Origin of the sequence: Iodobacter fluviatilis (assembly GCF_004194535.1) — a bacterium.
Lineage (GTDB): Bacteria > Pseudomonadota > Gammaproteobacteria > Burkholderiales > Chitinibacteraceae > Iodobacter > Iodobacter fluviatilis_A.
This window is the reverse complement of record NZ_CP025781.1, coordinates 1,969,008-1,987,569: the sequence shown is the minus strand read 5'-3', so window position 1 is coordinate 1,987,569 and position 18,562 is coordinate 1,969,008. Positions and strand designations below refer to the sequence as shown.

The window sequence follows — 18,562 nt, the reverse complement described above, 5'->3', positions numbered from 1 at the left end:
AAAAATGCATAACAGCACCATTTCACACACTTCTTACTTGCATCATTTTCGCCATCAAATGCCACCCAAAAATATTATTGTCGTAGGGGCGGGAGCGGGTAGCTGGGCCAATTTGCTGAGCGAATGGGAGGTGGGCGACGCACACTTCGTAGAAGCCGATAAAAACCAAATTCAACATCTGCGCAGCAAGCTTGCCAAGCATGCAACATGGCAAGCACATACCGCCGTAATGTGGCATGAATCAGCAGAAATCAGCTTTTACCAAGCAGCCAACCCTGCCGAAAACAGCAGCCTGTCGCCCGATACCCTTGCCAACCTTTGGCCTAATTTTAAAACCTTGGGGCAAGAGCAACGCCAAACCACCACCCTTAATCATTTAATCAATGAGATTCAAGCTGAAACGCCACCCAATTGGCTGATTGTTGACTGCTTACCCGCTTTAAACATTATTCAAGGCGCAGGCGCATGGCTGAATCATTGCGAAGTCATCATTGCGCGTGTCTTGCTGAGTGATAAAGGATTTACAGGTTTAAATACCAGCAAAGAAGAGCTAGATACCTATTTAAATAGCCAAGGCTTTCATTTTGTTTCCCTACAAGAAGAACGCCACCCCAATATTGGCAACGCACTCTATGTGCGTAATGTAGAGCAAGTAATCCAATACCCAAGCCAAGCATTAGAAGCAGAACAACCCACAGGCAACAACAATCAACAAATGCCCGTAATCACAGAAAATGACGTATCAACAGAAAAATTACAGAATCAAGTAGTAACGATGCTAAATGAAAAAAACATAAGCCAAGCAGCTAGCAACTCCGCAACTACAGCATTAAAAGCTCAACTCGAAATAGCCAACATATCGGCCGCTGAATTTAAACAACAGTTAGAAATCACTCAGCAAGCAACAACAACGGCAGATAAAGCACCGCAGGATAACAAAGCCCAACTGGATGCCGCTAACCTTGCCAAGGACACACAGCAAAAGCTAGATGAAGAGCGCCAAGCCAAGCTGCTTGAATTGCAAAAACAACTAGATATCGCACTTATCGCCAAAACGAGCAGCGAAAAAGCACTCGCAGAAGTTAAAGCACAATGTGATCTTCTCAATATAGAAAACGAGAAAAATATTGCCTTAGATAAGAAATTAGACCTGCTATTAACTGAGCAAAAGAATTATAGCAATCACTTACAGGGCAATTTATTTGCAGAAATGACCCGAGGCCTTAGCAACACCGCCAAGCAAATTGAATCGTTTATGGGTGTACAGAACTACCTAGAAAACGGCAAAAGCCCACTCAGTTTTCATGGCTGGCCGATTAGCCCGGATATTGCGCTATTTTTGCTAGGTAAAATCGAAGAAAAAAATTACGATTTGATTATTGAATTTGGCAGCGGCACATCGACCGTGCTCTTTGCTAAAGCGCTTTTACAAAAAAATAAATCAACCACCCTCACGCCAGTACAAGAGATTAATTCAGTAACATTTCAAAAAAAGATTGTTACCTTTGAACATAATAAAAACTATTTTGAACAGACACTAAAAAACGTAGAACAACAAAACTTAGCACACTTAGTTGATCTTGTGCATGCACCATTGGTTGATTATCAATATAACGAAGAAGATTACTTATATTACTCATGCGCAGATAAATTAAAAGAAATATCAAAATCACTGAATGGCCGTACAGCTAAGATATTAGTATTAGTTGATGGCCCTCCAGGCGTTACAGGCCCGCTTGCACGTTTCCCTGCTATTCCCTATCTATTTAAATATTTAGGAAATCATCAATTAGATATTGTGCTAGATGATTATAATCGTAAAGAAGAAAAAGATACTGCCGAAAAGTGGAAAGATCTGTTTATAAAACGAAATATAAATTTTTTAGAAGAGAATATTCCATGTGAGAAAGGTGCATTTTTTTGTAGTATTAATTAAATAGCATTAATTTTTATAATATAACATAGCGCAAAAAAAACATCATGAAAGATGAAATTATAAGCAAAGCAAATCAGTCATACATGAGTGGGGATTATTTAAATGCTTATAACCTTTACAAGCAAGCTGCATTAAGAATGAGTACAAACAGCTTCGACTTAAATATATTACTATGCGCAAACAGACTAAATAATATTTCAGTCAACAAAGAAAAATTACCAAGCGAAAATTCACCATATTCATTAACGGAATTACATAAAAATAATCCTGAGCAGGTCTACCTAAACCTTGAAAAACGGAACAATCCAATTTGGCTATCATTAGGTGAAAATTGTCTCTCAGATAATATCTTACAACGCCATGGTTTAAAGTCATTTAGCTCTCCTTATGCAGCTTCGCGTTCAAATATTGACTATGTAATTGCTTTGGAAAAAGAAAATTATGCAAGTATTTTACTGAAAGAAAACCTTGTTTATGAAGATGCATGGGGGAAAAAAGTTGTTCGTTCAACATCGATAATAAATGCAGATGATATTTATGAACCCAGTTGTAGCAAAGGATTCGAATTTACTCACCATGATCCAATATCATCCATCAATGACAGGAATAGTTTTCAAAGAAGAATTCAGCGCTTAAACGAGTTCAGGAAAAAGAAAGATGTTGTATTTCTCTATCACCATAGAATCACAGAAAGATCTAACCTCATAAAGCTTAGAGAAAAATTTTCTACGTTTATTTCATTTTATCTTGGCAATCAATCAAACTGCCATTTGATTTTTTTCTATCAAACATTAATTCCTAAAGGGGGAGACAGCTTAAATCTAATTTCGTTTCATCAAATATAATTGAGTTTGAATTCTTCACTGAACGCGCATGGGGGGAAATAATCTAGATGACTTTTGGGCAAGAAATGATGATGACCTAGTTGCTCTGATGTTGCAGCAAGCAGCTCAATATTTTTACAAGAAGATATATTAATTTTTTATAAAAAATACGCCACGGGAGAAAGGTGAATTTTTTTTGAATAATTTAATAATTACACAAGCGCCTGACCTATGAAAAATGAAATCGTAAGCAAAGCAAACCAACTATACATAAAGGGAGATTATTTAAATGCCTATAATCTCTATAAAAAAGCAGCCGCAAAGTTAAAAACAAGTAGCTTTAACTACAATTTGTTTTTATGTGAAAAAAAATTAAATCTTGACGTATGCACGCAAGAAAAATCCACCACAGAAAATGATGCAATAACAAAACTGCTGCAAATAAATGCCAACGAAATAAAATCGAGCGCGCAAGAAAAAAGCAGATACCTCGCCATTTTTAATGATTTAAAGAAAAAAAAATCTGAGCCCGCTGAGGCAAGAAAAATAAACCCAATTCCTAGTGATTGGCCCAAAGATTTAACATTAGCTCCACTTCCAGAAAGTACAAATGATTTTGCATGGCAAGCTGCGCGAAACATTACCTTATGCCCAAGTGAAACACAACTTGTTGGCTTAAGTATTGTTATTCCTACTTTTAATCGGACAAACATCCTTGACATTACCTTAGCATGTCTTGTTAACCAAAAAACAAATTATAGATTTGAAGTTATTGCCGCCGATGATGGTAGCCATGAAGAATTAACTCAAATATCAAGAAAATATGAAAATTTATTAGATATAAAATTTGTAAGGCAAAGAGACTATGGATACCAATTATGTGCAGTACGTAACCTTGGATTACGCACTGCAAAATATGACTATGTTGCTATTTTAGATTGTGATATGGCCCCAGGTATTAACTGGGTAGAGTCATATATGGAACTATTAGTTCAATCATCTGATGTTGCACTAATTGGCCCTAGAAAATATGTAAACACTCAAGGGCTTGTTGCTGATTCATTCTTAGAAGATCCTAACTTTCTAGCTTCTTTACCCGAAATCGTCACCAATAATAATGTTGCTGGTAAAGTAAACGGTGTTGCATCCGTAGATTGGCGCTTAGAACATTTTCAAAAAACAGACAATTTACGCTTATGCGATAGCCCTTTCCGGTTCTTTAGCGGAGGTAATGTTGCCTTTGCAAAGAAATGGCTAAGTATTGCGGGCTGGTTTGATGAAGAATTTACCCACTGGGGCGGTGAAGATAATGAGTTTGGTTATAGATTGTATCGTGCTGGGTGCTTCTTTAGAGCGATAGATGGCGGATTAGCATTTCATCAGGAGCCGCCAGGTAAAGAAAATGAAACGGATAGGGCCGCTGGCAAGGCAGTAACAATTAAAATTGTTGAACAAAAAGTCCCATATTTTTATAGAAAATTAGAGACTATTGATAAAGCAGTTATTAAACACACCCCATTAGTTTCTATCTATATTCCTGCATATAATTGCGAAAAATATATTGAACAATGTGTGAACAGTGCTCTTAATCAAACCATTACAGACCTTGAAGTATGTATCTGTGATGATGGCTCAACCGATGCTACCTTAGAAATATTAAAGCATAGCTATGGTCAAAATCCCAGAGTTCACTTTCTCAGCAAAGAGAATGGCGGAATTGGCGCTGCATCAAATGCAGCCATCAAACTTTGCCGTGGCTACTATATTGGCCAACTAGATTCTGATGATTTTCTTGAGCCTGATGCGGTGGAACTTTGTTTAAAAGAATTTATGAGTGATAAAAAACTAGCATGTGTTTACACCACCAACAGAAACTTAAACCCTGATGGCTCATTAATTGCTAACGGATATAACTGGCCAGAATATTCGCGTGAAAAATTAACCACGGCAATGATTTGCCACCACTTCAGAATGTTCACCATGCGCGCATGGAATTTAACCTCCGGATTCGATGAAAAAATAAGCAACGCCGTAGATTATGACATGTACTTAAAATTAAGTGAAGTTGGCCCATTTAAACACTTGAATAGAATTTGTTATAACCGTGTTTTACATGGTGAAAATACTTCTATTAAGAAACTAGGTCTGCAAAAAGAAAATCATTTTTCTGTTGTCAATATGTCACTGCAACGCCAAAATATAAAGTCTATAAATTATAGGCCACTAAATGATGATAACGATGCATGTCGTAAATATTATTTCACTTGTAAATAAGTACGCGAAAGGGAAAAATTATGCCATTAAATATAACTGTCACACATAATAACGATACAATTAATTTTAACTATTCATTTTCAGAAGGAACATTTAGTCACCAATTAGAAGTATTAGATAGTTAATTTAGAAAGTTACAAAATACTTCCAATGACTGACGCTGAAATACTAAACTTTAATATTGCAAAAAAACTAATAGAGAAAAAATAAAAAAACATAGAAAACCAACAAATTCACCATCTTACTACAAATTCAATTATGAATTTAATTTCATCAATCAAAGACAAATTAATTGTAGAGCTTAAAACGTGAAAATCACAATCGCAGGAACAGGCTATGTTGGCCTTTCTAATGCCATTTTATTGGCACAGCATAATGAAGTTGTCGCGCTCGATATTATCCCTGCAAAAGTAGAGATGCTAAATCGTAAGGAATCCCCGATTGCAGATAAGGAAATTGAGGAGTATCTGCAAACTAAAGCGCTTAATTTAAGAGCAACGCTGGATAAGCACGATGCTTATTCCAATGCGAATTATGTGATTATTGCTACGCCCACTGATTATGATCCAGAAACAAATTACTTTAATACTAAATCAGTAGAGGCGGTGATTAAGGATGTGATGGCGATTAATCCACAAGCGGTAATGGTAATTAAATCGACAGTCCCGGTGGGCTATACGGCAAAAATTAAGGTGCAATTTAATTGTGAAAACATTATTTTTTCACCTGAATTTCTGCGTGAAGGCACGGCGCTGTATGACAATCTGCATCCTTCGCGCATTATTATCGGTGAATGCTCTGAGCGGGCAGAAATCTTTGCTGGTCTATTAACGCAAGGGGCCATTAAGCAAGATATTGCTGTGCTATTTACTGTTTCTACCGAAGCCGAAGCGATTAAATTATTTGCCAATACTTATCTGGCCATGCGCGTTGCTTACTTTAATGAACTGGATACTTACGCATCCATGCTAGGACTGGATAGTAAACATATTATTCAGGGTGTGGGTTTAGACCCGCGAATTGGTGAGCATTACAATAATCCATCATTTGGTTATGGCGGTTATTGCCTGCCAAAAGACACTAAACAATTGCTGGCCAATTATCAGAATGTACCACAAAACCTAATTCGAGCAATTGTGGAATCTAATACTACACGTAAAGATTTTATTGCAGAAAACATACTAAAACGTAAACCAAAAGTAGTTGGGTTTCATCGTTTGATTATGAAATCTGGCTCAGATAATTTCCGCGCTTCTAGTATTCAGGGTGTAATGAAGCGCATCAAAGCCAAAGGCATTGAGGTGATTATTTATGAGCCGAGTTTAACTGAAGCAGAGTTTTTTCACTCTAAAGTGGTGAATGATCTAGCACAATTTAAGCAATTATCTGATGTGATTGTGGCCAATCGTATGAGTGATGATTTGAGTGATATTGCGGATAAAGTATATAGCCGCGATCTATTCGGCAAAGATTCATGATTCATAAGCTATTGTTTTATTGGTTTTTTTATAAAAAACAATTTGCTGAAGCACTGGCCTACTGTGATAAATCGCTACTGCTGCGTAGCGATTTTGAGCTGTATGCGGCGTATCGCTTGGGGCTTTATGAAGCCGTTGCCAATTGCTCTTTTAAACCTAGGCATTGGCGGGGTAATGTGGCGATTGCCCTATCACTGGCTGCTTGCGGCCGTCATGCTAAAACCACCGCTGCCGTGCATGGTTTGCTTACGCAGCGCAGCTTTACACGGCACAAAGCAGCTTTGGCTGTAGGCTTAACCTCCTATATGCCAGAGCTTGCGTTTGACATTATTCAAGATACGAATGTGCCTGTAGGTTTGCGGGCTGCCTTATTTTTGGCTACCGGCCAGCAGCAGCAAGCAGCCGATTTATTGCGCGCAAACCGAGCCAATAACTTAGAAGAAAAACCAGAGCAGCGGCTATTACTTAGTAATGCCGTGCCATCCACACCGGCAGAAAAACTTACAGATATAAATATTTTCCTTACCAGTTATTCTTTATCGCCCTTAGCTTTATGCGATAACACCCAGCCACCCAGCGTCTTAAATTTAAAACCTGCCTGCCCGCTACCAAGCAAGATAGGGCCGCTGCTTACAGTACTCATGACGGCCTATCAAGCCAGTGAGCATATTGAAGCCGCTATTTATTCTGTGCTGGCGCAAACATATCAAAACATAGAAATCATTGTGATCAATGATGGCAGTACTGATAAAACCGAGCAGATTGTGCGAGCAATTGCTTTGTCTGATCCGCGCGTTATTTATCTGGGGCTGCCGTGCAATGTTGGCACTTTTGTGGCCAAAAATATTGGCTTGAGCCATAGCTCTGGTGAGTTTGTGACCTGCCATGATTCAGATGACTGGTCACATCCCATGCGGCTAGAACGACAAATCCAGCCTTTACTTGATAACGAGCAGCTTGTTTTCACCACTTCGCAATGGGTACGTATTCAGGATAACGGCATTTACTTTGCACGCCAGCTTTATCCGCTGCTGCGCTTAAACCCCGCTTCGCCTCTGTTTAGAAAACACATAGTGCTCAAGCACGCAGGCGGCTGGGATGCAGTTCGCACAGGTGCAGACAGCGAATTTTTAGCCCGCTTGGAGCTGGTATTCGGGTCTAAAGCCATGCACCGCGTAGCCCAGCCACTAGCCTTTGGCGCTCATCGTCCTGATTCACTGATGACAGCCAAAGATACGGGTTATTGCACAAATGGAATATCCCCAAACCGTATGGCGTATTGGCAATCTTTTACCCAATGGCATATTGATGAATTAAGAAATAAACGCAAACCTTACATTGCTACAGGCATTCAGGCAGCAAGGTTTTTTACTGCGCCTGATTCAATACAAGTTTCATCTAAAGATATTGCAAGATGCATGAACCAAAATATATTTATACCATCCAATTAATAAATGCATTTCGTATACTAATACAACAACAGGAATTAACTTTGTGATTGGCATTTGTTCTTCCGGTATTTGGTCTATTCCGCATATATCTTCATTTCTTGAGCTGCCGCTATTCAAGATTCGGCGATTGACCACTACTGCCTCAATACAACAGCTCAATAGCATTGCAGGCTGGGGCCAGCGCCCGAGTACGCGCTTATCCCGTGCGTTGGCGGCAAAGTATCAGCTTCCTTTTCTTGCACTAGAAGACGGTTTCTTACGCTCGTTTAATACTGGCGAGCATAGCCCGCCTTTGGCTTTGGTATTTGATTCGCAAGGTATTTACTACGATTGCACCGGCCCTTCGGCTTTGGAAACGCTGCTTAATTCTAATGATGATTTGCTAGCGGGCATTACGGCGGATGTGACGCGAGCTAAGGCTTTGCTGCTGCAGCATCAGCTGAGTAAATACAATCATGCGCCGGTGTTGGATCAGGCTTTGCTGCGCGGCGATGATCGCCAGCGGGTACTGGTGATTGATCAAACGGCTGGGGATATGAGTGTGGCTTTGGGTGGTGCGAGTGCGGCTAGTTTTAGCCAGATGCTGACTGCGGCTTACGCCGAAAACCCTGACGCTACGGTTTATGTAAAGACGCATCCAGAGGTTACGTCAGGGCGTAAGCAGGGTTATTTAAGCCATGTGCAAGATGATGAGCGCACGGTAGCGTTGCGCCAAGCGATTAACCCGCTAAGCCTGATTGAGCAGATGGATAAGGTGTATGTGGTGACGTCCACCATGGGTTTCGAGGCTTTGCTGGCTGGCAAGCCGGTCAGTGTATTTGGCATGCCTTGGTATGCGGGCTGGGGCGTAACGGACGATAGTCAATGCTGCGCGCGCCGCACTCAGCATCGCTCTGTGGATGAGTTGTTTGCGGCGGCGTATTTCCATTACAGCCGCTATTTAAATCCTGTAAATCATCAGCGTGGCACGATTTTTGATGTGATTGATTGGCTGATATTGCAACGCAAAATGGCCAAACATTATTCTGGCCGAATGATTTGTGTGGGCTTTAGGCGCTGGAAAGCGGTGAATATCAAACCGCTGCTGTCACTGCATGCTGGGCAGGCTTTATTTGTAAAAGACGCGGCTCAGGCGGCGGCTTTAGGGCTGCAAGCGGCAGATTGCTTGGTGTTTTGGGGGCGGCAAGCGCCTAAAGGCGTGGCAAAGCTGGCAGCTGAATCTGGCGCGCGGCTGCTGCGCATGGAGGATGGCTTTGTGCGCTCGGTGGGCTTGGGCTCAGATTTAATCCGCCCACTGTCGCTCGTGCTGGATGAGCAGGGAATTTATTTTGATCCTAGCCATCCTTCTGCTTTAGAACACATCCTAAATACCACAGCATTTTCAGCGGCGGAATGTGCGCGCAGCCAGCATCTACGCCAGTTCATCACTGAGCATGGCATCAGTAAATATAATTCAGAGCCGCGTGATATCGCACTATGGCCATGCACTGGCAAGGAAGTTGTGCTGGTGCCGGGCCAAGTCGAAGACGATGCTTCGATTCGCTATGGCTGCAGCGATGTTAAAACCAATCTTGGCCTGCTGCAGGCGGCCAGAGCGGCGCATCCCAACGCATTTATTGTCTACAAGCCGCACCCGGATGTGATGTCGGGCAACCGGGCGGGCAAGCTGGCGCTGGCTCAGGCGCTGCAATTTGCGGATTTTATGGAGGCTAGGCTGTCGGTGGTCAGCTGCATCGATGCCTGCGATGTAGTGCATACCATGACGTCCCTCACCGGCTTTGATGCGCTGCTGCGTAATAAGCGGGTGGTGGTGTATGGCCAGCCGTTTTACGCTGGCTGGGGGCTTACCGAGGATGTATTAAACGCTGGCGCGGCCTTTGCTCGCCGCACACGGCCATTATCACTAGATGAATTAGTGGCGGGCACTTTATTGCATTACCCACTGTATTGGGATTGGTCTTTAAAAGGCTATACCCATTGCGAGGCGGTATTGCAGCAAATTATTCAAACCCGTAATACGCTTGAAGCCCAAAATGGGCTAGAAAAACTGCGCGTTGGCTTTGTACGTCGCCAATTACGCAAGCTTAATATATTAGCGAAAGCTTGGATTTTTAAATCATGATTAATGAAGGTATTCAGGCATTTGCTGGCAAACGCGTGCTGTTATTACAAGGGCCGGTTTCCACATTCTTTGCACGCTTGGCAAAAGATTTACGCAATACTGGGGCAGAAGTTTTTAAAGTAAATTTTAATGCCGGTGATTGGTTTTTTTATCCGCGCAATGCCATTAATTATCAAGGCAAGATGGAGGATTGGCCTGCTTATTTTGAGGCGTTAATCAAACGGCTAGATATTGATGCCATTTTATTATTTGGCGATTGCCGACGTATTCATCAAGATGCACACGCTATTGCTGATAAGCACGACTTAGAAATCGGCGTATTTGAAGAAGGCTATGTGCGCCCAGATTACATTACACTAGAGCGATTTGGCGTCAATGCTTACTCAAAATTATCCCGCGAGCCAGCGCATTATCAGGAAAAAACAGCTGTTCCCAAAAAACAGCCTGTGGGTAATGCGTATTGGGCGATGATTTGGTTTGGATTTTGGTATGGCAGCATTGCAGCCTTAGGCAAAGTTTTCTTTAGGCATTATCAGCATCACCGCCCTTTATCACTGCTGGAGTTTTTTCCGTGGATGCGCTCGGCACGGCGTAAACAATGGTATCGCTGGGCAGAGCGCGGCACACAAGAAGAGCTGATTACGCATTGGGACAAGCAATTCTTTTTAGCGCCCTTGCAAGTATTTAATGATTCACAAATCACCGTGCATGCTGATTTTGATGGTGTGGAGCACTTTATTGAAGACACGCTGCACTCCTTTGCTCAACATGCGCCAAAAGACACACTACTGGTTTTTAAGCACCATCCAATGGATAGGGGCTATCGAGATTACACAAAGCTAATTAACAAGCTAACGCGCCAAGCCAAAGTGGCAGCTCGGGTGCTGTATATCCACGACCAGCACTTACCCACGCTGCTTAATCATGTACGTGGCGTGGTGGTGGTGAACAGCACCGTAGGCTTATCCGCCCTACACCACGGCGCGCCGACTATTACCTGCGGCAATGCAATGTACGATATTGCGGGCCTTACCTATCAAAACGGGCTGGATCAATTCTGGCAAGCGGCCCCTAATGCCAAGCCGAATAACGCCTTGTATCTGCGCTTTAGAGATCATTTAGTGGCCAAAACTCAGCTTAATGGCAGTTTTTATAAGCCACTGAAATTACTCGACTCATACACAGGCCTAGTGTGGGGAAGAATAAAAACAATAAATAGTGAAGTTCAAGCAAAAAATGGCAAACTTAATGCCAATCCAATAACAGAAATCAAGCAACATAAAATTTCAGGACAGCAGAATCAATTAATCTTAAATAGATTAATCAAAACAAACAGCCAAGAGTAGATATCACTGATCAATAAGGAGTAAGCAGCCAAGTTAGTGCCATATAAATAGCTAATCGCTTACGCTCAACAATTATGCCATTTAAATATAAATTAACGAAAAAAAGCATTACAAACCATAATCAAGCAACGTCTTTACAACCTTAATAAAATGAAGATATGCTATGTAAAAAATACACAGAGTAAATATTATGCGCAGCAAAATTCCATATGCATTGTTCTTTTGCTTGTTTAGTGCATCTACATTTGCCGATTACTCTCTTTTAATAGATGGCGTATCCAAGCATTTTGGCTGCAAAAAAAACAGGCATAATCCCTGTGAATATAATGAAATAAACCCAGGTTTAGGCATTGAATTATCTTCTAAAACAAGCAATTGGGGCATCCCATTTATACGCGCCGGAGCCTATAAAGACTCCTACTCCGATGCCGCAGCCTACGCCGCAATGGGTGTACGCCAAGATTGGGAAATCAGCGGCCCCTTTCGATTTGGAGCGGGTGTAATGGGTGGATATTTAAAAAGCAAACGTCAAGATGGCGCTATTGCACTCCCGTTTATTTATTTGACATACAAAGATTTAGCCCTTGAATTAGGTTATATCGCCGATACGCAAATTCTTAATCAAAGAAACAAAGCGAAAAGCCTTGCCACCCTAGGGTTTCGCTGGGATTTTTAAAAAATATTCCTACCCAGTTTTAACAAAAGAATCATCTCCATGCAAAAAGCCCAGCATCATCTGCTGGGCTTTTTGTATTCAAGCAATTAATTTATTAATTGCTGATCAGGCTTTAAACATTGAATAAGAAATTCAACACATCGCCGTCTTTCACTACGTACTCTTTCCCTTCTGCACGCATCTTGCCCGCTTCTTTTGCGCCTTGCTCACCTTTGTATTGGATGAAGTCTTCAAAAGCGATGGTTTGGGCGCGGATGAAGCCGCGTTCGAAGTCGGTATGGATCACGCCAGCGGCTTGTGGGCCGGTGTCGCCTTTGTGGATCGTCCAAGCGCGTACTTCTTTAACGCCAGCGGTAAAGTAGGTTTGCAGGCCAAGTAAATCGTAACCTACGCGAATCAGGCGATTCAAACCTGGCTCTTCTAGGCCCAGCTCGGCGAGGAATTCTTGCTTGTCGGCGTCATCCAGCTCGGCGATTTCGGCTTCGATTGCGGCACATACGGCGACAACTGGTGCGCCCTCTAGAGCGGCATGGGCGACCAAGCGATCAAGCAGCGGGTTATTTTTGAAGCCGTCTTCGGCCACATTGGCCACGTACATGGCTGGCTTGATGGTCATCAGGCAGAGTGATTTAATCGCCAATACTTCGTCATCACTCAGGCCAGCCGAGCGTGCTGGCTTGCCGTCATTTAGCAATGGGATCAGCTTTTCTAATACCGCCACCATTTGGATGGCTTCTTTGTCACCAGCGCGGGCTTTTTTGCTATCGCGGGTGAATACTTTTTCTGCCGTGGCCAAATCGGCCAGTGCCAGCTCGATACCGATGGTTTCGATATCGGCGATTGGGTCTACACGGCCATTCACGTGAATGACGTTATCGTCTTCAAAGCAGCGAACCACGTTCACAATCGCGTCGGTTTCGCGGATATTAGCGAGGAACTTGTTACCCAAGCCTTCACCTTTAGACGCGCCAGCCACAAGACCAGCGATATCAACAAACTCTACGATCGCCGATTGGACTTTTTGCGGTTTAACGATTTCAGACAACTGAGCAAGGCGCACATCCGGCACTTCAACGATGCCAACGTTAGGCTCGATGGTGCAAAAAGGATAGTTTTCAGCCGCAATACCGGCCTTGGTCAGTGCATTAAATAGTGTCGATTTACCGACATTAGGCAGGCCAACAATGCCGCATTTGAGACTCATATCAATCCTTTTGCCGCAAATCGCGGCCAACATATACTTTAAAAGCGGGATTTTACCCGATTGTGAACGCCGCCGCTCCCACCCTGAACAAATCCCATTGGCAAATAGGGGTGATTTGCTCGTGTTCAGTGGGGAAACCCAGGTCTTGAACCACTTCGACCCCAGAGAACACGGAATTTCACGGAGAAAAACGAGGGTTTAGTAAAATTGTTTGTTATGAATCTAAAATCAACGCCAAACCGTCATCCCCGAATGTTTTAGTCGGGGATCCAGCAGCGCAGCTAGATTCCCGCCAAAAGCATGCGGGAATGACGACGTTTCAAAAACAGTAAATTAATCCGAACCAGAGCCTAAGGTTTCTTTCCCCGCCCCCGCCCCGTAAACTGCAGCTCCTTTGCCTTTTATTGCCCAGCTCATGAGTAAACGCCGTACTTCTCCCCTACCGCATCGCGATGGTATTGCCCCGAGTTTTTTGCAGCTGCCTGCGGGGCAATGGCCTGATTTGCTGACGTTTTTAATCACCCGCTTTCCGCACATGCCTGCCGAAATTTTGCGTGGGCGTTTAGAGCGTGGCGAGATTGTTGATCATCAAGGCGAGGTATTAAATGTTGCGAGTAGCTACCAGCCTAATGGCCGCATCTGGTATTACCGCGAAGTGCCGGAAGAAACGCCGGTGCCTTTTGCCGAGCACATTATTTATCAGGATGAGCGCTTGCTGGTTGCCGATAAGCCGCACTTTTTGGCCTGCATTCCGGCTGGGCGTTATTTGCAAGAAACGCTGCTGACTCGACTACGTAAGTCGCTAGGAGCGCCCGACATTGCGCCAATTCATCGCTTGGATAGGGAAACAGCAGGGATTATGTTGTTCAGCCTCGATCCAGCCTGCCGCGCTGGCTACCATGCGCTGTTTTCTGAACGCGATGTGGCAAAAGAATACGAGGCGATCGCGCCTTTTCGCGCTGATTTAGAGCTACCCCGCGTGCATCGCAGCTTTATGCAAGAGCAACAGGGCATGTTCACCATGGAAGAAGCGCCAGGCGAGCCCAATAGCGAAACCTATATCGAGCTAATCGAGCAACGCGGTGAGTGGGCGCGTTATCGCCTTAAGCCACACACCGGCAAAAAGCATCAGCTGCGCACGCATTTAAGCGCCCTAGGCGTGCCTATTTTGAATGACCCTTGGTATCCAGAATTGTTGCCCGAAAAAGGCGACGACTTCAGCCGCCCCTTGCAATTATTAGCAAGGGCGATTGAGTTTGTTGATCCGTTTACCGGTGAAAATCGGCGTTTTGAAAGCCAGCGGGAACTGTGCTGGCCTGAATAGAAGTCGCTCTAAAAGGCATCGCTTGATGCAGGCTTAGGGCGGGTGAAACCCGTGTATTTTTCAACACAGCTCGCGGGTTTCACCCCGTAGGCGCTAACCAAAGTCAAAAAGATCTTTTTATGCCTTCGGCACGTTGATTTTGGAGCGGTTGGCCACCGCGGGGGCCTTCCTTTCTTGAACGGCCAAGAAACGAAGCCAAAGAAGGCCGCCCCAAACAGCACGAAGGCCCCTCACTGCGGACAATCGAGGTGGCGTCAATTCAACTCGCTTCGCTCAAACACGAATTGACGATTACCCCACCCCGTTTGTTCCTCGTTTCGGCGTGCTTCAGGGGGGATTTAAGCCCCATGCCGAGAGCGTGGGCATCGTGTTTTTTCTATGTTTGCTAATGAAAAAACATTTGGTTAACACACATGGGGTTTCACCCGCCCTACGTAAGCAACCTTACTTCTTCACCGGCCGCTGCCAGCCGTAAATCGTTACCTGCTTAGCTCGTGCCACAGTCAGCTCGCCAGCCGGTGCGTTTTTGCCGATCACCGATCCTGCGCCTGTGGTTGCGCCTGCACCAATAGTGACGGGTGCAACCAGCACATTATTCGAGCCGATGCGCACTTCGTCTTCAATCACGGTGCGGAATTTATTCACGCCGTCGTAATTGGCCGTAATTGTGCCTGCGCCCACGTTCACCTTACTGCCCATGGTGGTGTCGCCGATATAGCTCAGGTGATTTACTTTAGAACCTTTGCCGATGGTGGCTTTTTTGACTTCTACAAAATTGCCGATATGCACGTCATCGGCCAGCTCCGCACCGGGGCGAAGACGCGCAAATGGGCCGATGAGATTACCCTTGCCTACTACCGCGTCTTCCAGATGGCTAAATGGGTGAATGATGGCATCGTCATGAATCGTTACATTCTTTAAAACGCAGTTAGCACCGATTTTTACGTTTTCCCCAAGCAATACTTCGCCTTCAAACACGCAATTCACATCGATAATCACATCCATGCCGTGGCGCAACGTGCCGCGAACATCGATACGCGCAGGGTCAATCAAGCTTACACCCGCCAGCAACAATGATTGGGCGATCTCGGCTTGGTGAATGCGTTCCAGCTGAGCCAACTGCACCTTATTATTAATCCCTTCGGCTTCCCAATGATCTTGCGGGTGCACGGTGGCGATCTCAATGCCATCGCGCACAGCGAGGGCAATCAAATCGGTGGCGTAATATTCGCCTTGGGCATTGTCATTTTTAAGCTCACCCAGCCAGCCTGCTAATTTAGCTGTTGGCAGCGCCAAAATGCCTGTATTCATTTCCGTAATGGCGGCTTGCTCAGGGCTGGCATCTTTTTGCTCAACAATGCACGTTACCTTGCCCGCAGCATCGCGAACAATCCGGCCATAGCCAGTCGCATCGTCCAAGATATCCGTCAAAATCCCTAACTGCCCTTGGCTGCTGGCGGCTAACAGCGCCTGCAGCGTGGCTAAGCGAGTCAAAGGCACATCGCCGTATAACATCAGCGTGGTTTCACTCTGCAAATACGGCAAAGCCTGCGCAAGCGCGTGGCCTGTGCCTAGCTGCTCGGCCTGATGTGCCCAAGCCAGATCCTTGCTATCTAGTAGCTCTGCTTGCACCTGCTCACCACCGTGGCCATACACCACCACCAACTTGCTCGGTTTTAAATGTCGCGCAGTATCAAGCACATGCCCCAGAAGCGGCTTGCCCGCCAAGCGATGCAAAACCTTTGGCATTTTGGAATACATACGCTTGCCTTGGCCGGCAGCGAGAACAACAACATCAAGCAAAGCGCTCATACGACAAAACCTAGTAAGCTAAAAGACATTATTTTAACCCTTTTTGTGCGAAAAACTGGCGGAAAAATGTAATATGAGTTCCGTAGGGCGGGGAAACCCCATGTGTGCTAACTAATTAGTTTTTTCATAAACAAACAGTAAAAAAACACTATGCCCACGCTCTCGGCACGGGGCTTAAGTCACCCTGAAGCACGCCGAAGCGAAGAACAAGCGGGGTGGAGCAGTCGTCAATTCGTGTTTGAGCGAAGCGAGTTGAATTGACGCCACCTCGATTGTCCGCAGTGAGGGGCCTTCGTGCTGTTTGGGGCGGCCTTCTTTGGCTTCGTTTCTTGGCTGTTCAAGAAAGGAAGGCCCCCGCGGTGGCCAACAGCTCCAAAATCAACGTGCCGAAGGCACTAAAAAGAACTTTTTGATTTTGGTTAGCACATATGGGGTAAAACCCGCCAGACTTTTGCACGAAATGCTACAAAAACGGCGGGTTTCACCCACCCTACGTTCTCCGACCTTATCAGGCCAAATAACGCTGTTCTAAATGCTTACGAAAATGCGCTGGGTTGAGTGATTCACCTGTGGCACGGCGGACCAGTTCACCCGTTTCCCACTGGCTGGCTTGGCTCCAGATATTGGTATTCAGCCAGCTAAATATCGGCTCTAAATCACCCACAGCGATGCGCTCGTCCAGATCTGGATGCAGCTTACGAATCGTGGCAAAGTATTGCGCTGCATACATAGCTCCCAGCGTATAGCTCGGGAAATAGCCAATCATGCCATCAGTCCAGTGGATATCTTGCATGCAGCCATTTTTAAAATTGCCCTTGGTATCCACGCCCAAATAAGTCTGCATTTTTTCATCCCACAGTGCGGGCACATCATCGGCTTCGATTTCGCCATCGATCAGTGCGCGCTCAATTTCGTAGCGCAAAATAACGTGCGCTGGGTAAGTCAGCTCATCGGCATCAACACGAATAAAATCAGGACGCACGCGGGTATACATCTTGGCCAGATTAGCCGCTTCAAACGCAGGCTGATCGCCTAAATGCTTTTTAACCAGCGGGCTAATCAGCGCCAAAAACGCTGGGTTTCGGCCTAATTGCATTTCGAACGATAAGCTCTGGCTTTCGTGAATGCCCATAGAGCGAGCGCGCCCAACCGGCAAGGCCACCGTTTCACGCGGCAGGCTCTGCTCATAACGGGCGTGGCCGGTTTCATGCACGATGCCCATCATGCTTTGCATAAAATCATCTTCGCGATAGCGGGTAGTAATACGCACGTCTTCTGGCACACCACCGCAGAAGGGGTGGTTTGATACATCCAAGCGGCCACCTTCAAAATCAAAGCCCAATAAAGCCATTACTTCTAAACCCAAAGCACGTTGTTTTTCAACCGCAAACGAGCCAGTCGCAGCGATTAGTTGCTCGGTGCCTTGTTTTTCCATAGCTTGGCTAATCAGCCCTGGCAGCCAGCTTTTAACATCAGCAAAAATACGATCCAGCTCAGCGCAAGTCATGCCCGGCTCGTATTTATTTAAAAGTGATTCGTAAGGCGATAAGCCAGTTTCCTTTGCCAAGAGCTGTGCTTCTTCGCGAGATAAACGTACTACTTCACGGAAATTTTGTAAAAAACCCTGCCAATCGTTATTTGATCGCTGAGTCCGCCACTCATGTGAGCAGTGCGATCCCACAAGTGTCTTGGCTTCTATCAAGCTGGCAGGCAGCAAATTGGCGTGCTCCCACTGACGTTTAATTTCACGCAGGCTGGCTTGCTCAGCCGTGCTTAGATCCCCAAGCTCTGCCGCATTAATCAACTCGGCCAGTGCCGAGTCAGTCAAAGTGTGATGAATCAACACGCCCAGCTCGGCCATCGCTGCACCGCGCGCATCATTGCCTTTAGACGGCATCATTGCAGCCTGATCCCAACCTGCGATCGAGCCTAAATGCTCATAGCGATAAATACGAGTAAATGTTGCAACAACAGCTTGATAGGCAGTTTGGCTCATTAATATAAGACCTCTATAGATAAGAATACTTATCATGCCAGTTTGCATGACAAGTGCAACTGCTTTGAGCCCTAGCAGCCTATCGGACTTAGACGGTCGAAGCGAAAAATCGCATGGCC

Annotated in this window: 12 protein-coding genes; 9 read left to right on the top strand and 3 right to left on the bottom strand. The window is 44.8% G+C overall.

The genetic code is table 11. The features are described 5' to 3' along the window. Window positions 1-4: 4 nt before the first annotated feature. The 8 genes from C1H71_RS08930 to C1H71_RS08895 all read left to right on the top strand — a co-directional run bounded on the left by C1H71_RS08930 (window position 5) and on the right by C1H71_RS08895 (window position 12,107). A complete protein-coding gene (locus C1H71_RS08930; RefSeq protein WP_130106249.1) occupies window positions 5-1,936 on the top strand; it encodes a hypothetical protein in 1,932 nt (643 codons plus the stop codon). Window positions 1,937-1,980: 44 nt separating this feature from the next. Next, window positions 1,981-2,781 carry a DUF1796 family putative cysteine peptidase gene (locus C1H71_RS08925; protein ID WP_130106248.1) on the top strand — a complete coding sequence of 267 codons (801 nt, stop codon included), beginning with the start codon at window positions 1,981-1,983 and terminating at the stop codon, window positions 2,779-2,781. 210 nt (window positions 2,782-2,991) lie between these two features. Further along, window positions 2,992-5,034, top strand: coding sequence for a glycosyltransferase family 2 protein (locus C1H71_RS08920; RefSeq protein ID WP_130106247.1), 2,043 nt, complete (start codon window positions 2,992-2,994; stop codon window positions 5,032-5,034). A gap of 308 nt (window positions 5,035-5,342) precedes the next feature. Then, window positions 5,343-6,512 carry a nucleotide sugar dehydrogenase gene (locus C1H71_RS08915; RefSeq protein WP_130106246.1) on the top strand — a complete coding sequence of 390 codons (1,170 nt, stop codon included), beginning with the start codon at window positions 5,343-5,345 and terminating at the stop codon, window positions 6,510-6,512. Continuing rightward, a complete protein-coding gene (locus C1H71_RS08910; protein ID WP_130106245.1) occupies window positions 6,509-7,963 on the top strand; it encodes a glycosyltransferase family 2 protein in 1,455 nt (484 codons plus the stop codon). The genes C1H71_RS08915 and C1H71_RS08910 overlap by 4 nt, the downstream gene beginning before the upstream one ends. Before the next feature lie 43 nt (window positions 7,964-8,006). After that, window positions 8,007-10,085: a capsular polysaccharide biosynthesis protein gene (locus C1H71_RS08905; RefSeq protein WP_130106244.1), complete on the top strand. Its 2,079-nt coding sequence runs from the start codon at window positions 8,007-8,009 to the stop codon at window positions 10,083-10,085. Then, entirely contained in the window at window positions 10,082-11,431 is a 1,350-nt protein-coding gene (locus C1H71_RS08900; RefSeq protein ID WP_130106243.1) for a capsule biosynthesis protein, read from the top strand. Before C1H71_RS08905 ends, C1H71_RS08900 begins: the two co-directional genes overlap by 4 nt. Window positions 11,432-11,621: 190 nt before the next feature. Next, window positions 11,622-12,107, top strand: coding sequence for a hypothetical protein (locus C1H71_RS08895; RefSeq protein ID WP_130106242.1), 486 nt, complete (start codon window positions 11,622-11,624; stop codon window positions 12,105-12,107). Between the two features lie 112 nt (window positions 12,108-12,219). Here the strand turns inward: C1H71_RS08895 and ychF are convergent, their stop codons facing one another. Continuing rightward, window positions 12,220-13,311, bottom strand: a complete 1,092-nt coding sequence (ychF, locus tag C1H71_RS08890) for a redox-regulated ATPase YchF (protein ID WP_130106241.1) — start codon at window positions 13,309-13,311, stop codon at window positions 12,220-12,222. Between the two features lie 415 nt (window positions 13,312-13,726). Here ychF and C1H71_RS08885 point away from each other — a divergent pair, with 415 nt between their 5' ends. After that, the gene (locus C1H71_RS08885) at window positions 13,727-14,635 is read left to right on the top strand and encodes an RluA family pseudouridine synthase (protein WP_130106240.1); all 909 of its coding nucleotides are present in this window, start codon (window positions 13,727-13,729) and stop codon (window positions 14,633-14,635) included. A gap of 444 nt (window positions 14,636-15,079) precedes the next feature. Here C1H71_RS08885 and glmU read toward each other — a convergent pair whose 3' ends face one another. Continuing rightward, a complete protein-coding gene (gene glmU / locus C1H71_RS08880) occupies window positions 15,080-16,447 on the bottom strand; it encodes a bifunctional UDP-N-acetylglucosamine diphosphorylase/glucosamine-1-phosphate N-acetyltransferase GlmU (RefSeq protein WP_130106239.1) in 1,368 nt (455 codons plus the stop codon). A gap of 508 nt (window positions 16,448-16,955) precedes the next feature. Next, on the bottom strand, window positions 16,956-18,443 hold the full coding sequence (locus tag C1H71_RS08875) for a carboxypeptidase M32 (RefSeq protein WP_130106238.1): 1,488 nt from the start codon (window positions 18,441-18,443) through the stop codon (window positions 16,956-16,958). Window positions 18,444-18,562 lie beyond the last annotated feature (119 nt).

Coding starts and splice junctions, on each gene's coding strand:
- C1H71_RS08930 (WP_130106249.1), top strand. CDS start 5: ATGCATAACAGCACCATTTCACACACTTCTTACTTGCATCATTTTCGC.
- C1H71_RS08925 (WP_130106248.1), top strand. CDS start 1,981: ATGAAAGATGAAATTATAAGCAAAGCAAATCAGTCATACATGAGTGGG.
- C1H71_RS08920 (WP_130106247.1), top strand. CDS start 2,992: ATGAAAAATGAAATCGTAAGCAAAGCAAACCAACTATACATAAAGGGA.
- C1H71_RS08910 (WP_130106245.1), top strand. CDS start 6,509: ATGATTCATAAGCTATTGTTTTATTGGTTTTTTTATAAAAAACAATTT.
- C1H71_RS08900 (WP_130106243.1), top strand. CDS start 10,082: ATGATTAATGAAGGTATTCAGGCATTTGCTGGCAAACGCGTGCTGTTA.
- C1H71_RS08895 (WP_130106242.1), top strand. CDS start 11,622: ATGCGCAGCAAAATTCCATATGCATTGTTCTTTTGCTTGTTTAGTGCA.
- ychF (WP_130106241.1), bottom strand. CDS start 13,311: ATGAGTCTCAAATGCGGCATTGTTGGCCTGCCTAATGTCGGTAAATCG.
- C1H71_RS08885 (WP_130106240.1), top strand. CDS start 13,727: ATGAGTAAACGCCGTACTTCTCCCCTACCGCATCGCGATGGTATTGCC.
- glmU (WP_130106239.1), bottom strand. CDS start 16,447: ATGAGCGCTTTGCTTGATGTTGTTGTTCTCGCTGCCGGCCAAGGCAAG.
- C1H71_RS08875 (WP_130106238.1), bottom strand. CDS start 18,443: ATGAGCCAAACTGCCTATCAAGCTGTTGTTGCAACATTTACTCGTATT.